12 protein-coding genes and 1 tRNA gene are annotated in these 14,079 nt (G+C 37.9%); 5 read left to right on the forward strand and 8 right to left on the reverse strand.

All coding sequences use genetic code 11. The features are described 5' to 3' along the window. Nucleotides 1-6: 6 nt before the first annotated feature. The gene (locus LQZ75_RS06080; RefSeq protein ID WP_230096947.1) at nt 7-1,152 is read right to left on the reverse strand and encodes an isochorismate synthase; all 1,146 of its coding nucleotides are present in this window, start codon (nt 1,150-1,152) and stop codon (nt 7-9) included. Between the two features lie 363 nt (nt 1,153-1,515). Here LQZ75_RS06080 and LQZ75_RS06085 point away from each other — a divergent pair, with 363 nt between their 5' ends. Both LQZ75_RS06085 and LQZ75_RS06090 read left to right on the forward strand, forming a co-directional pair. Then, complete coding sequence (locus LQZ75_RS06085) at nt 1,516-2,298, forward strand: (S)-acetoin forming diacetyl reductase (protein WP_230096948.1); 783 nt, start codon at nt 1,516-1,518, stop codon at nt 2,296-2,298. Nucleotides 2,299-2,454: 156 nt separating this feature from the next. Further along, complete coding sequence (locus LQZ75_RS06090) at nt 2,455-3,576, forward strand: NADH-dependent flavin oxidoreductase (RefSeq protein ID WP_230096949.1); 1,122 nt, start codon at nt 2,455-2,457, stop codon at nt 3,574-3,576. Between the two features lie 82 nt (nt 3,577-3,658). On the opposite strand, the gene LQZ75_RS06095 is transcribed toward LQZ75_RS06090, so the two are convergent. After that, nucleotides 3,659-3,967 (reverse strand): hypothetical protein, encoded by a 309-nt coding sequence (locus LQZ75_RS06095; RefSeq protein WP_230096950.1) that lies wholly within the window; start codon nt 3,965-3,967, stop codon nt 3,659-3,661. A 1-nt stretch (nt 3,968) separates the two neighbouring features. After that, entirely contained in the window at nt 3,969-4,409 is a 441-nt protein-coding gene (locus tag LQZ75_RS06100; RefSeq protein ID WP_230096951.1) for a MerR family transcriptional regulator, read from the reverse strand. A 184-nt stretch (nt 4,410-4,593) separates the two neighbouring features. On the opposite strand from LQZ75_RS06100, the gene LQZ75_RS06105 reads away from it, so the two are divergent. Further along, on the forward strand, nt 4,594-5,547 hold the full coding sequence (locus LQZ75_RS06105) for an aldo/keto reductase (protein WP_230096952.1): 954 nt from the start codon (nt 4,594-4,596) through the stop codon (nt 5,545-5,547). A gap of 31 nt (nt 5,548-5,578) precedes the next feature. Continuing rightward, nucleotides 5,579-6,442: an aldo/keto reductase gene (locus LQZ75_RS06110; RefSeq protein ID WP_230096953.1), complete on the forward strand. Its 864-nt coding sequence runs from the start codon at nt 5,579-5,581 to the stop codon at nt 6,440-6,442. 105 nt (nt 6,443-6,547) lie between these two features. Here the strand turns inward: LQZ75_RS06110 and ribB are convergent, their stop codons facing one another. From ribB to fucP, 4 genes are all read right to left on the reverse strand, one after another. Then, complete coding sequence (gene ribB, locus LQZ75_RS06115; protein ID WP_230097054.1) at nt 6,548-7,207, reverse strand: 3,4-dihydroxy-2-butanone-4-phosphate synthase; 660 nt, start codon at nt 7,205-7,207, stop codon at nt 6,548-6,550. A gap of 385 nt (nt 7,208-7,592) precedes the next feature. Continuing rightward, entirely contained in the window at nt 7,593-8,306 is a 714-nt protein-coding gene (gene larD / locus LQZ75_RS06120; RefSeq protein ID WP_230096954.1) for a D/L-lactic acid transporter LarD, read from the reverse strand. Between the two features lie 384 nt (nt 8,307-8,690). Beyond that, a complete protein-coding gene (locus tag LQZ75_RS06125; protein ID WP_230096955.1) occupies nt 8,691-9,395 on the reverse strand; it encodes a C40 family peptidase in 705 nt (234 codons plus the stop codon). A gap of 385 nt (nt 9,396-9,780) precedes the next feature. After that, nucleotides 9,781-11,109: an L-fucose:H+ symporter permease gene (fucP, locus tag LQZ75_RS06130; protein ID WP_230096956.1), complete on the reverse strand. Its 1,329-nt coding sequence runs from the start codon at nt 11,107-11,109 to the stop codon at nt 9,781-9,783. Between the two features lie 273 nt (nt 11,110-11,382). Here fucP and LQZ75_RS06135 point away from each other — a divergent pair. Next, nucleotides 11,383-11,454, forward strand: a tRNA-Asn gene (locus LQZ75_RS06135). 123 nt (nt 11,455-11,577) lie between these two features. On the opposite strand, the gene LQZ75_RS06140 is transcribed toward LQZ75_RS06135, so the two are convergent. Beyond that, nucleotides 11,578-14,037, reverse strand: coding sequence for a polysaccharide lyase 8 family protein (locus tag LQZ75_RS06140; protein ID WP_230096957.1), 2,460 nt, complete (start codon nt 14,035-14,037; stop codon nt 11,578-11,580). Between the last annotated feature and the right edge of the window lie 42 nt (nt 14,038-14,079).

Here is a 14,079-nt window from a genome sequence, read left to right on the forward strand (position 1 = left end):
AATTTTTTATCCTTTCAATAAGTTCATCATTGGGGTCATTTTTAAGCCAGTTTCGGCAAATTCTTGGGCTGCGTCTGAATCGGCTAGTATTCCGGCACCCGCAAATAACTGCGCTGTTTGCTGCTTAATTAGCATTGCTCGAATACCGACAATAAATTCACCATCCCCATTTGGTAATACCACACCAATTGGGGCCGCAAATAAACCCCGTGGTTCGAGTTCTATGTCTTTAATGGTCGCCATGGCCCAAGCAAGCGGTTTACCACCAAGGGCGGGCGTTGGGTGTAGCTGAGTTACAAGGTCCAAGATATTCGTATTCGTATTCAAATGCCCGGTAATCGGCGTATACAAATGTTGTACTTGAGGGTTCTTCATAATGCTTGGTGCGTTTGGAACCGTTAACGCTACCAAACCCGCCAAGCGTTCTTTGATGGTATTAACAACATACGCATGTTCCAATAAATTTTTGTCATCATGTAATAAAGCCATTGCTAATTGTTCATCTTCATCAGCATTTATACTACGCCGAGTTGTACCGGCCACTCCCGCCGTTGCAAATGCTTGACCATCAACCTTCACCAAGCGTTCCGGTGTTGCTGATACAAATATTTCACCGCCGTGTTTTAACACAAAGTGATAACTATTGGGTTGTTGTGTGTTTAAATCAATTAAGAGTTGTACTTGATCTACTGTGGAGGTTAACTTAAGTTGACGTTGCCGTCCAAGAACAACTTTTTGCTTATTCGTATCCGTTTGCATCGTCTTAATGACGTTTTTAATCCGTTCGGGCCACTTTATATCATCCACTTGCTTAGTAATTGTTGCTTGCCCTTGCTGCTTGATTTGGGGCCACGTGGTAATCGGCGTTCCAAAAATTGCACCAGCCGTAACTTCATATACGACACAGGGAGCAAAAAAATAACCAGCCATAATTGGTGAAGCTTGCGGTTGCTCATCAAATGGTAATCCACCAAATACCGGCTGGTCTTGCTGAGCCATCCATTCTTTAATAGCTCCCGCATCCCCGGTATTTATTTCGGCGCTAACACCAAAACCAAAATAAATATGCTGCTTATCAGCACTCGCAAAATAAACCGCATCGTCAGCTTGTGAAAATTGTGCATATAGCTGCTCTTTTGTTGGAAAACTCATTCTATCTCTTCTTTCTTTTTACAACGTTCTCATCTCTATATTATCCTTCATTTTTTACTTTAATTCTAGCGTCGTTAAAAATCATTAACGAAAGCCTTACGATATCCTCAACTATCATCCGTATTATTCTGATCATAATCAGACTAATTTACGGCATCTCCACATACCCTACTAACTTATCAAACGGGCCCCGTATCATGAACATTTTATATTAAAATTCGTTACATTGTGAAAAAAATATCAAAATAACATTGCATATTTTTCCTTAAAGACTATACTTACATTGTAAGCAACCAAGCGATATATCTTCAAACTTCGTTGCCTATTTCACAAATATTCAAACTTGAAATAGGAGGCTTTATTATGCCAAACGTAAACGGAAAAGTAGCATTTGTAACTGGTGGTGGTCAGGGAATCGGTGAAGCAATCAGTCGTCGTCTTGCAAATGACGGCTTCAAGGTTGCGGTTGCTGATTATAACTTAGAAACCGCTACTAAAGTCGCTGACAGTATCAAAGCAGCTGGTCAAGATGCCATCGCCGTCAAAGTCGACGTTGCCGATCGTGATGCTGTTTTTGCAGCGGTAAAGGAAGCCAAGGAACAACTTGGTGGCTTTGATGTTATCGTTAACAATGCTGGACTTGGACCTCAAACACCATTTGATATGATTGACTACGATACTTACCGCCGTGTCTATGATGTTAACGTCGGTGGTACCTACTGGGGCATACAAGCTGCTACCGAAGCCTTCAAGGAACTTGGCCACGGTGGTAAGATTATCAATGCTTCATCACAAGCTGGACAAGTCGGTAACCCTGGCCTGGGTGTCTACAGTGGTACTAAATTTGCCATTCGTGGTATTACCCAAGTTGCAGCTCGTGATTTAGCGCAATTTGGTATCACCGTCAACGCATACTGCCCTGGTATTGTTAAGACACCGATGATGAATGATATTGCGCAAAAGACCGCTGATGAAGCCGGTAAATCATTTGAATGGGGCATGGAACAATTCGCCCAAAATATTACCTTAAAACGTTTATCAGAACCTGAAGATGTCGCTGCATGTGTCTCATACCTCGCTGGTCCAGATAGTAACTATATGACCGGTCAAGCCCTCCTTATCGACGGTGGAATGGTCTTTAACTAAACCTTTCTTAACACATAGCTATGCTAAATCAACCTAAAATATTAACCAAAAAACGCTTACGAATCGTAAGCGTTTTTTAATTTTTACTAAACCAAATTTCACTTAAAAATATCCATGCTATACTATTGAAAAATAAGTTAAAGGAAGCAACATTTAATGCCTAACTATACATTTTTAAAGCCATTTACTTTTAAAAATGGCGTCACTCTTTCAAATCGTATTGTCATGTCACCGATGACTAATTCAGCTAGTTTTTTTGATGGTTCTGTGACCGATGATGAAATCGCCTACTATGCGGCGCGTAATACCGTCGGGCTCCAAATTACAGCTGTTGCGAATGTCGATGCCCGTGGTAAAGGCTTTGAAGGTGAACTTTCAGTGGCCGACGACCGCTTTATTCCTGGCCTCACTAAATTAGCAACTGCTATGAAGGCTAATGGTGCCAAGGCTATTTTACAAATTTTCAGTGCTGGCCGCATGACTAATTCAACTATCTTACGCGGATTGGAACCTGTAAGTGCTAGTGCAATTCCTGCTACTAATCCCCACGCTCAAACACCACATGCTTTAAGTGATACTGAGATTGCCGAGCTAATTGGCGCTTTCGGTGAAGCTACTCGGCGGGCCATTCAAGCTGGGTTTGATGGTGTTGAAATCCATGGTGCTAACACCTATCTCTTACAACAATTTTTCTCACCCCACAGTAATCGTCGTGACGATCAATGGGGTGGCTCGCTTGATGCTCGCATGCAACTAGCTCTCGCTGTAATTCAACAAGTTATCACAATTAAAAACCAGTATGCCGATAAGCAATTTATTATCGGCTATCGAATCTCACCTGAGGAACCTGAAACACCCGGTATTCGCTTGGATGATACGCTTAAATTCGTTGATGTCTTAGCTGAGCAACCTTTAGACTACTTACACGTCTCAACTCGGCAATTTGATCAGTTACCATTTCGGGATGCTACGGATACCATCACACCAATTAACACCCAAATCAAAACCGTTCTCAATAATCGCCTTCCATTAATTGTTGTTGGAGGCATCCAAAAACCTGCAGACGCTGAGCAAGCTTTAGCTAGTGGTGCCGCCTTAGCAGCGCTTGGACGGGAGCTTATTTATGAACCTCAATGGGTTACAAAAACTATTAATAATCAATCCGAAACAATCAACTATACTCTTGATCTTAACCGGCTTGATGAATTAGTAATCCCACGTGGCTTTGCGTATATTTTACAAACTGTCTTTAAAGGTATGATTGATTTTAAAGATTAATACGTTGCACTTTTTAATCGGCCAGTTCATTTTAAAAGCAGACCTTAATTCAAAAAAGTCGACCAATAAATGGTCGACTTTTTTAGTGAACTGTCACAATTAAAAAGATGAATATAGCCGAGATAATTAACCGAATTACATGATGTTGCCAATGAAAGAATGTTGTTAAGCCGCGATATAAAGCTAATAATTGGTAGGCAACAATTGCTGTAATTGCCACAATTGTAAATAGTTGCCAATTAGCAAAAAACACACTAATTAGTGTCAGTAAACTAACCACAATATGGATAATATACAGTTTATTTTCTTCTTTAATTAGCACTTGAAAACCAGCGAATAACATTGCTAATGCGTATAAGCCGATTAAAATTCGCAACATTATCATGGCCATCTTATTCACCTGCCTTAACGAATTTAATATCTGGATCAAAAATTGATAAATCAAAATTATCCTTAACGTAATCTTCGGTTCCCATATCACACGCAACTTGATAGTATTGGACTTTACGCTTGAGTTTTTCAATATTTTGCTTTTGTTGTTCAATGCGTTCTTGGGCTAACGTTACTTGACGTTCAAAAAATTCTAAGCGCCCCACTAAAGTGGCATCCCCCTCTTGGGTCATCTCAACAAATTGTCGAATTTCTTCCAATTCTAAACCAGACTGCTTTAAACAAATAATCAAGGAAACAAAGTCCAAATCATCATCTGAAAATGCTCGCCGCCCGGCAGCATCACGCTTAACAAAAGGCATTAAGCCTTGTTTATCGTAAAAACGTAAAGTAAATGGTGAAATATTGAATTTTTTTGATACTTCACTAATCGAATATGTCATGAATGATCCCCTTTTAATGAATTAGTCGCTTAATATGACGCCTACTTTTATTATATTTTTACTAACTTAAAAATAGTTTACCACTATTCTTGACTTAGATATATGTCTAAGTTGTACTATTAAGCTAGTGCTTAAAAACAAATAAATTATGGCACATACACGAATAATAATGGAGGATTTAACAATGCGCGAATTTAAAATTGGCAACACAGATTTTAAAGCCTCAGCAGTTGCGCTTGGTATTATGCGGATGGAAGCTTTAACTGCCGATGCTGCCGCCAAGACATTGGAAACTGCTTTTGATACCGGGATTAATTTTATTGATTCTGCCGATATTTACGGTAATGGGGCATCAGAAAAAGTTTTCAAGGAAGCGTTGGCCAAGTCTAGCATCAATCGTGACCAATTATTCATTCAATCAAAAGGCGGTATTGTCTTAGACCAAGCTCGTAGTCACGGTAGCTTTGTCTTTGGTAAGCGCTACGATTTCTCAAAACAACACATTCTTGATAGTGTTGATGGTATTTTAGATCGTCTCGGTGTTGATTACTTAGACTCATTTTTACTTCACCGGCCTGATCCACTAATGGAACCAACTGAAGTTGCCGAAGCATTCGATAAACTTCAAGCGAGTGGTAAGGTACGTCACTTTGGGGTTTCTAACTTTAACCCGCAACAAGTGGACTTAGTTCAAAGTGCCATCAACCAAAAATTAATTATTAACCAACTTCAATTCAGTATTATGCACTCCGGGATGATTGACCGTGGTATGCACACTAACATGGCTGATGAACGGAGTATTTCACATGATGGTGGGATTCTTGAGTACTCACGTCTCCATGACATGACAATTCAAGCTTGGTCACCATACCAATTTGGTTTCTTCGGTGGCACATTCATTGATAATCCTGATTTTGCCGAACTAAACAAATATCTTGGTGAATTAGCTGATAAATATGGGGTTACTAAAAACGCCATTGCCACTGCTTGGATCATCCGGATTCCAGCCAACATCCAAGTTATCTTGGGTGCGATGACACCTGCACACATTATTGAAAATGCTGCCGGGGCTGATATCGAATTAACGAAGCAAGAATGGTACAACATTTACTTCGCTGCTGGTAACGATTTACCATAAGCGCAATTTATTAAAATAACGAGGTAGACAAATGTCTGAAGATTTTACAATTACATCAACTGTTACTTTAAACAATGGCGTTGAAATGGAACGCTTTGGTTTAGGGGTTTGGCAAGCCGAAAATGGTGAAGCCACTCCTGCTGTAGCCGCAGCGATTAAAAACGGTTACCGTTTAATTGATACCGCCAAAGCATACGGTAACGAAGCCGACGTGCGGACTGGGATTGAACAAGGAATTGCCGAAGCAGGCATTGCACGTGAAGATTTATTTATCACAACTAAGCTTGCTAACCCTGATCATGGCTATGATTCAACTTTAACTAACTTTGAAGGTAGTCTTGAACGCCTTGGTTTGGACTATGTTGATCTTTACTTAATCCACTGGCCAGTTACTGGTAAGTACAAGGATACTTGGAAAGCCATGGAAAAAATCTATGACCAAGGTTTGGCAAAAGCGATTGGTGTATGTAACTTCAATCAAGAAACCATGGAAGATTTGTTGACTGATGCCAACATTGTACCCGCAGTTGACCAAATCGAATTACACCCATTATTGCAACAACCTGACATGGTGCAATATGCTGATGACCACAACATCCACTTGGAAGCATGGTCACCACTTGGCGGCGGTAAAGTCCTTAACAATCCTGTGATTGGCCAAATCGCTGCTAAATATGGTAAATCAGCGGCACAAATTTTAATTCGTTGGAGCCTTCAAATGGGCTTTACCGTAATTCCAAAATCAGTTCACGAACAACGGATTATTGAAAACGCCCAAGTCTTTGATTTTGCTTTAACTAAGGAAGATATGGACTTAATTGCTACTTTGGATGAACATTACCGCACAAGTTACTGGCTCACAAGCTTTGACTGGTACACTGGTGATGCTAAATAATTAGCCCACTACTTATATTTCTATATCAATTCAATTCAAAAAACGGCCTCTCAACTGAGAGACCGTTTTTATTTGCATTCTAAAATAAATTGCTTATTAAAACTATTATTTAACAGCTAAAACATCTGATGCAACGGCAATGTTGTTTGCATCCATGTATTCAATAACTTGTGCAATAGTGATGTATGGAATGTCTAATTTCTTAGCTAATACAAACAAATCATCACGTTGGGCCATATGACCATCTTCACCAAGAACTTCGATGATAATAGCCGCTGGTTGAGAACCAGCAAGCAATGCCAAATCAACCCCAGCTTCAGTGTGACCAATTCGTTCACGTAAACCTTGTGGCTTAGCAATTAATGGTTGGATATGACCTGGACGGTTAAAGTCAGCAGCCTTAGCATCCACGTCAGCAATGTGGTTAATTGATGCGGCACGGTCAAATGCTGAAACACCAGTTGTAACACCAGTTGCTTCAAAGTTACCATCAACTGTTACTGTAAATGGTGTTTGGTGTGGATCAGTGCTATTTTCAACCATATCTGTCAAATTCAAACGTTTGGCAATTTCATCATTAACAGGTACACACATCAAACCATTGGCTTCTTTTAACATTTGGTGGATCACAGCAGGTGTTGCTTCAGATGCTAACGCAACCAAATCACCTTCGTTTTCACGGTCTTCATTATCTGATAAGATAACAAAACCACCCTTTTTCAATTCTGCAAGTGCTGCTTCAACGGTACTAAATTCTTTTTCCAACATCATACCCATCCATTCTTTTTTATTTTGTTATCGTTCGTGAACAAGACCAATTATATATTATAAAAATACATAAAACAACTTTTTTATCTAATTTCTTAATTAAAGTTAGATTAAAACATTTAAACGTTCGCGTTTACTATAAAAAATATATCATAAATCTATCCATTATCCAGTTGTTATCTAATTAATGATAGGTAGATTTTTTTATAATGTCTAGTCATTTTACCTTGGAATTAAGTTGTGTAACCCTAAGACACAACCATAAAAAAAGTAGCTCGAAAATTTTTTCAAGCTACTTTTTATGTTTTATTAAAAATATCATCTAATCAATATACTGTTCATACTCTTTTAATATGAACAACCTTAAAATTTTTATACCGACCTACATGCCAAGGTAAAATTTTGCAAATAACGCTGCTCCAATAGCCCCAGCAAATGGGGCAACTCCAGGAACAATAAGCCCATATTGCCAATCACTTGCTGCTTTATCCTTAATTGGTAAAATAGCATGGGCAATTCGTGGCCCCATATCACGAGCTAAGTTCATTGCAAATCCGGTTGGACCCCCTAGTCCCATTCCGATGGCCCAAACAAGTAAACCAACGGCAATTGGTACCACACCAGGCGTTTGAACCCGTGAAATTGCTAAAATTGAAGCCAAAAAGATAAACGTTGCAAAAAATTCAACAAAAAAATTCCGTGGTAAATTCCGCACTGCTGGTGATGTTGCAAAAATATTGCGGATGGTTACATTATCGATATGCCCATATGAACTCTTGAATGAATCGGCATACATCACATAAACGATACATGAACCTATCACCCCACCTAAGATTTGGACTAAAGCGGTTGGGAAGAATTGTAACCATGTCATATGGCCCAACAACACTTGTACGAAAGCCATTGCGGGATTCAATGTCACATTTCCAAAAATAATCAACGAAATTGTTATCCCAAAAGCCCATGTCGTAATGGCAAATAAATGCCCTGATCCTTGATATTTAGTATCGTTTAACACGACATCACAATGAACCCCCACCCCAAAAATAACCATTAGTGCCGTTCCTAAAAATTCTGATAATAATTGATGTAACATCTTCCCTACCTATTTTGATCCAGTGACCATAACCCTCTCTTGGTAAAAGTATCTTCTTAACTTATTTCATCGCTAAATCAACAATTTATAATTGCTCATTATTGAACATAATATAGAATAACACGCTTTTTAATTTTTGCAATTAATTTTTATCAATTTATGCACTATTGGTTTAAAAAGTTGATTAAACCCAATTTAAAAGCCTTTAAAATTTATTTTTAATACTTTTACTAATAGAAAATTAAGTATAATTCATCTATTTTGTTAAGTGATGAACTATACTTAATTATTTCCCTTTAATTAAAACGCATTACTACCAATAGAAATACTAAAAAACCGACTATTTTTCTTTAGTCGGTTTATCGTTTTAATTCAAAATTTATTTTAGTGTTTATTTATTACGCGACCTGCAAAAGTTGCCGGGGTTGCCATCCCATCAACTTGAACCCCATGAGCTGGATCTAACGCATTAATATAATGGCCCCCTTCCAATGCGATACCGACATGATAAACATGTCCTTGCTGATTTTGCCAAAATAACAAATCTCCTGGTTGGGCCGCTTTGGTTGTTATTCGTTGTGTTTGCTCTGCTTGAGCTTGCGCTAAGTGTGGTAATTGGACGCCAAATCGTTGATATGCATAGCTTACCAAGCCCGAGCAATCGAAGGCCCCTGGTTTAGCACTCCCCCAAACATAGGCGTCTCCCAGAAATTGTTTTGCAAATTGACTCACTTGAGTTCCTAGGTCTTGGCCATTAATTTGACTTTGAGCAGCGCTAGCCTTGGCTATCATTGATGAATCAATTACCGATGGTCCTTCAACATCATCACTCTTAATCCTTAATTTTTGTCCAATTAAAATCATATCCGGATTCTGCAAATGATTATTTTGAACAATCGCTGTAACGGAGGTATGATGCTGTACCGCTAATTCCGATACCGTATCGCCTGCCTTAACAACTACTTGTCGTGATACTTGGTCAACTACTGTTTGTTTAAACAATGCTTGTAGCGCTTGATCAACTGGCAGCATCCCTGAAGACTTTCCAACCAAAGGTTCCAAGGCCAAGTCGTAGCCGTTGACTTCCATTAAATAACACCTCCGCTTTATATTAATTATTTCAAAAAATAATATCTATATATCATATCGGTCGCTCAGTAAAAAAATTAAGGATTTACACAACATTAACTTTAATCATCAACCACATTACGTTAACATAACCATGCAAATAGCTACCATCATAATTTCAGCCCTAAATTAGGCAGATATCACTATAAAAATACCCCTAGGTGTATAGTTAAATTTTCTCATTTTTCTTAATTTATTTCCCAGTTAATGATTAAAAATCATTAGTTTGATGTTATATATATGGTTTTAAATTCTCATTTTACAAATTTTTATATTTCTAATAATTATTAAACTAAATAAAAAAACATTGGTGAATTATTCCATTCTCCAACGTTTTTATTTGGTACTATTCAATATCATTTTTAACTTCTGACATAAAGTAAATACTTACGATAGCGAAACATAAAGCTGGGAACAAGAATGATAATTGCATTGATCCAACAGCATCTGAAATGATTCCTTGAATAGCTGGAATCACAGCCCCCCCAACGATTGCCATAACTAAGACTGCCCCCGCAGTTTCAGTATGTTTCTTTTCAGTAACCGTATCTAATGTGTGAGCGTAAATTGTGGGCCATTGTGGACCAAAGAAGAAACTTGCCGCTACCGTTGCGTAAATGGCAATGTTACCTGGTGCCAAACTTGCAACGACTAATGCAATTGTTCCTAAGATTGAGTAAGTTGCCAAAACCTTAGTTGGTTTAATTCTTGTAAATAATGAAGTCGCAACAACTTTTCCTAAGAAGAATACGATGTATGAGTAAACCATGTACATTGAAGCTTGTGCATCACTAATTGAATGGTTCAAATCAAGAACAAGGCGAATTGTGAATGACCAGACAGCGGTTTGCATCCCAACATAAACGAATTGTGCCATAATTCCTTTTTTAAATAACCGATTGTGGGCTAAGTAAGAAAGCGTTTCACCTAACTTAGCTTTTACTTGGCCGGCTGCTACAGCTGGTTTCGTATTTGGCATTGGTGTTAATGCTAAAATAATTAACATAGCAACTAATACGAACAAAATATATTTGTATGGTTGCAACGTTAATTGCAACATTTTTTCACCATATGCGATGCGAGCAGCCCCATGTAAACTGGCCATTTTTTCTGATAAATTACCAACTTGACCAAAAATCAAATATTTACCAAGTAAGATCCCGGTAATACTACCAATTGGATTTAAAATTTGTGAAATATTTAAACGTAAATTGGCGTGTTCCTTAGGTCCTAGTAATGAACTATAGGTATCACAAGCTGTTTCCAAAAATGATAACCCAATTGCGATGGCAAAGATGGCGACTAAAAACATTGAGTAAGTCGCAACGCGTGAAGCTGGGAAGAATAACCCTGCTCCTAAGATATATGCGACTAATCCCGTTAAAATAGCTGTTTTATAAGTTGTTTTTTTAATAACAATACTTGCAGGAATGGCCACTAAGAAGTAACCACCATAGAAAGCTGATTGTACAAAGGCAGTTGCAGCATCATTAAGTTCAAACACTGTCTTAAATTGGGTAATTAAAATATCATTTAAACTAGCTGCCGTTCCCCAAAGTGGAAACATCATTGAAACAATAATAAATTGTAAAATTGGTGTCTTAGTTAGATATCCATCTGCTAAAACCCCAAAATCATGTCGGTGCTTAGTTTTTGTACCTACTGCATTAATCATATTCGACTCCTAGTTCATTTCATTTGACTTGATATAACTTATTGAAAAATAATTACTGAAAGCGTTTTCATAAAGATATATTAGCACTATATTTCAATTAAAGAAACTATAATTACATGTTTTATTATTTAAATATTAAATAACAAAACATGTATATTGCTATTCCAGTATTTAAAATACACTTTTATATACTTCAAAAATTATTTTTAAATAAGTTATTGACGTTACTTTCCAATCGATATATAATAATCACATAGAAATTTAATAAATATTTGTCCAGTGGCACAATGGTACTGCGTTCGACTGTTAATCGAAAGAGTGTTGGTTCGATTCCAACCTGGACAGTAAATTACTACTAAACTGCGCTCCAGAAATTCGCTATACAAAGAAGCTAGGGAAAAATAAATTTTCCCTAGCTTCTTTTAGTATTTTTCGCGATTGCTCAACTTCTATTCGAACTCATTTTGCTTATTTAAAACTAATTTTTAAGCTTTTACCAGCTAAATTAGTAAAGTTTAGTAAGTATTCACCCGTTTGTGAATCATATTTAATCGCACTACTCATTTTAAGCTTATCCGCCACTTGCTCTGGTAATTTAACAGCAATTTGCGTTGCTGCTTGGGTTGGATCACTGAAGGTATATGTTGTGATGCCATGCTGTTTAGTACGTAATAACGCCAAACTATGGTTAGTTGTAATATCGTCTAACTGACCACCTGTGGCCTGCCAAAAATTAATCCCAAGATACGTATTATCGGTTTTCTTAACCGCTTGAATTTGGGCATTATTTGCTAGAATTTTAAGCGGATTTTGTTGGGCTATTTGTTGCATCTTAGTAGTTGAAGCATTTGGAATTAACATATACGCATACTTGCGATCAATTGGTGCTTTACCATGATTAATAATTAATTTTTCATATTTCCCAATATAAGTTTTATGATTTGTAAATTTCTTATTAATATCAGCGTAGCGTCCTTTGCGAATCTGTTGTTGCGCTTCAATCGTGGTGTTTTCTGGGAAATAATATCCAATTGATTGTTGTGTTTTCGGGGCTTTAATCATTAGCCACTTAGGATCTTTTAGCGTGCCCGTTGGATTAATTGCACCTTGATTTGATACCAATTGATATGCTTTTTTATTACTTAATAAACGATCTTCAACAATGGTTTCAATACCACTATTACTTGTACCGGTAATGCCGGCACCTAAAGCAACGACTTGATTATCGACCATAAACCATGATTTTTTACCTTGTAAGTTCATTGGAATCGTTTCTTTTCCAAGTTGTAATCCATGTTGGTCAAGATTCATCCCAATAACTGCATTATTACCAGCTGTCACACCACCAGCCCACGTATTTTGTGGTGTGGGCGCAACAAAGTGACTACCTACATTGGGTAGCGGCGTTGTATCAATTGTCGTCCCTGGTAAGCGATAGGGATCAATTGTTGGCCAATAGCTTTCACCATATTGAATCCCATCACCATTGTACAAATATAATTGACCATCACCCATATGCCATCCATGGATATTTTCACCATTCCCAGCTTCAAAACTTGCGACCCGTTGGGAAGATAAGCTAATCCCTAGGCTAAATTTCTTACTTTGTTGCACAAATCGGCCCATCGCTGCATATAATTTAGTTCCACGGAAAGGCGCTACATCAGCAGGAATTTTTGGATTACTTTCAACCATATTTAACAGTCGTAAATCATTATAATCACGAACACTAGCCCAGAAATATTTAGGGTCTTTATTAACCCAATATTTAACAGCCGCTTGTAATTTGGCTTGTTCTGATGCTGGTGCTGCATCAGCAACTAGTAATAAATTAGCCATCGTAGCGGGTTGCCAACCTTGACCACCAGTTCCAGCCGGTGCTCGTGTTGCCCCACGCCCTTCAACCATCGCCAGCGTATTTTTTTGATATAGCAATGGAATAAACGCATCGATTACCGTATTACTGAATTTTTGTGCTGTCCCAGTTGGTAATGCAAATGGTGTATCTTTAACAATTGCTAATATTCGACTAGCTTGCCCAATTAATGCATTGCCGTATTCGCCAGTATAGGCAACGTTTGTATGTTGAATAAATGATCCATCACGATAAAACCCGTCCCCTGTTTTAACTGGCTTAAAGACGCTAACAACAGCTTGTGTGGCCATCGTAATCATTTTTGCATTATGCTGTAAAATACCCATTCCAAGGACAGTACTAGCTAAATCAACCCGATTGGCAGCTGTGGCCTTAAAGTTTTGTTTAAAGACAACTGGAAAATTTTTATCCTGTGGTCGTAACTTTAATTGTTGATTAGCATTTGGGACATACGTTTGTATAATCTTCAAATATTTTTGTTGGTCCGCACTAGGTAGTTGTGGCCCTAGTACCATCATCATATTAATCAAACTTTGTGGGATACCAATCTGCCAATCATACCAATTACCAGCATAGTGCTTACCATCATAACGTGATGGTTGGGTCATAAATTCCAAACCTGCTTGAATAGTCTTTAAAACTTTAGCATCATGATATTGTTGGGTACCAATTGTGGCATACGCTAAAGTTAGTGTTTGTAAATTATTAAATTGATGCGTTAAATTCGCTGAGCCAATCTTACCACCCCTAGGTTCCCAAAGACTTGTAGTTCCCTTAAGATGAATCGTTTTCATTAATTCAGTAGCTTGCTTGTTAAGCTTTACGATATAAGCCTTGGCACTCGCATTATCAGGTAACTTACTTGTGGGTACCAATTGATTATGCCAATTAGTCTGTAAAACTTGATATCGATTTAGTACTACTTGTTGGGGACGATTATTATGCCAGTGCTGATAACCGACAATTCCGCTCCCCGCAGCAAGTATGGCTATGACGGCACCTGCAATATAAATTGGCCGCCGTGATCGTTTTTTTTGATTACGAAACTGCATACGATAAACCTCTAAAGTCATTGCTTAACACACGTAAAAAGC

The organism is Periweissella fabaria, from assembly GCF_918814575.1.
Classification (GTDB): domain Bacteria; phylum Bacillota; class Bacilli; order Lactobacillales; family Lactobacillaceae; genus Periweissella; species Periweissella fabaria.